The organism is Desulfofalx alkaliphila DSM 12257 (assembly GCF_000711975.1).
GTDB classification, from domain to species: Bacteria; Bacillota; Desulfotomaculia; order Desulfotomaculales; family Desulfohalotomaculaceae; genus Desulfofalx; species Desulfofalx alkaliphila.
On record NZ_JONT01000065.1, the window covers coordinates 1 to 1,281 of the forward strand.

At 44.6% G+C, this 1,281-nt stretch carries 2 protein-coding genes; both read right to left on the reverse strand.

Annotated elements, in window-relative coordinates; genetic code table 11:
* Positions 1-273, reverse strand: a 273-nt coding sequence (locus BR02_RS0113125; protein ID WP_031517817.1) for an HNH endonuclease, incomplete at its 3' end; no start/stop codon positions are given.
* Between the two features lie 243 nt (positions 274-516).
* On the reverse strand, positions 517-1,281 hold a 765-nt coding region (locus BR02_RS0113130; RefSeq protein ID WP_031517819.1), incomplete at its 5' end, for a radical SAM protein.

The following is a 1,281-nucleotide window of genomic DNA, read 5'->3' on the forward strand; positions in this document are numbered from 1 at the left end:
AGGGGGGGATACCCTGTCTGTCCAGCTCTGGCCAAGAGCGGTAAGCGCTCCGTTATCTCTATCATGCATCTTGTTATGGCATTCATGGCAGAGGCTAATCATATTCCAACTGGCCAGCTTCCACTCTGGATACTGCTCCAGCGGGTATATGTGATGCACCGTTGTCGCTGGTGTAGTCCTGCCGTACCGCCGACATTCCCGGCACAGATATTCATCCCGGCGCAAGACTCTCTCCCGCTGTCGCTGCCACTTCTGTGTTTTGTATAGATTCATATCATCACCCCAAAAAGAAAAAGCCCGGAGGCTCATTTTATCTTTATCCAATTTCACACCAGGCCCCGCCCCTGCCTCGCGATGGTGTGTACTACCCTCCGTTTCCGGCATCCATGATTTTGGCTACACGGCTTGGTCTATTTGGGTCAATGTCTAAACAAAAAAGCCGCCCTCCCGGACGGCTCCTGTGTTTGTTTTACCACTTTTTGCGACCTCGCCTTTTTGCATCCATTTTCTCCCGCCTCATTCCGCCAGCACCGCCTTTTGGTATTTTCTCTTTGCCCCATCGGTTGGGTATACCCTCTCGATGTAATCTGCCACACTGTCAACACGCCCAAGAAGCCCTCCAAATGCCTTATATAACACATCTATTTTACTGTGTGTCTTTAGCCCTTTGTATCTGCTACTGCATAATATCTTCTTTATCAGAGGCGCATCGTCTTTTGTCCCACGGTGTAATACCGTTGCCTCAAGTGCATTAATGGGGCTGCTTGCGAGTGACCACGGCCAATAAACCTTAATGTTACCTTTTTGGTATTTTGTAAAATCGTATCTTTTTATTTTTTCTCTAAAATTAATAGGATTAACAGGCTCACACTCCATCGGAGTAAATGGCATCGGCATAAAATGAGGAGATACTATAACGATATTAAGCCTATTTTTGTGCTTTCTGCAGCATGATGTTATAGTGTCCAATAATTCCTCCGGGGAAAAATCACTTTCAAATGGATACCCAAGCAAGCAATACAATTTGAGGCTTAAATAGTCTTTAGGTTGTTCGTATATCTCGTTAATCTTGTTAATAATTGTCTGGTTTGAAATCGGCTTATTAATTATTTTCCTTGTCTTTTCATCAATCCCATCAACTGCCGTCACCAGGTCTTTATTTTTGTAAGCCGTCCAGTCAACTTCCTCAAGCAGGGTCTCCCGGTCAGCTACTCCGCTATGGTATATATCGGTCTTAGTCTTGTATTTATTTTTCCAGCTATATTCGCAAAAATAACATTT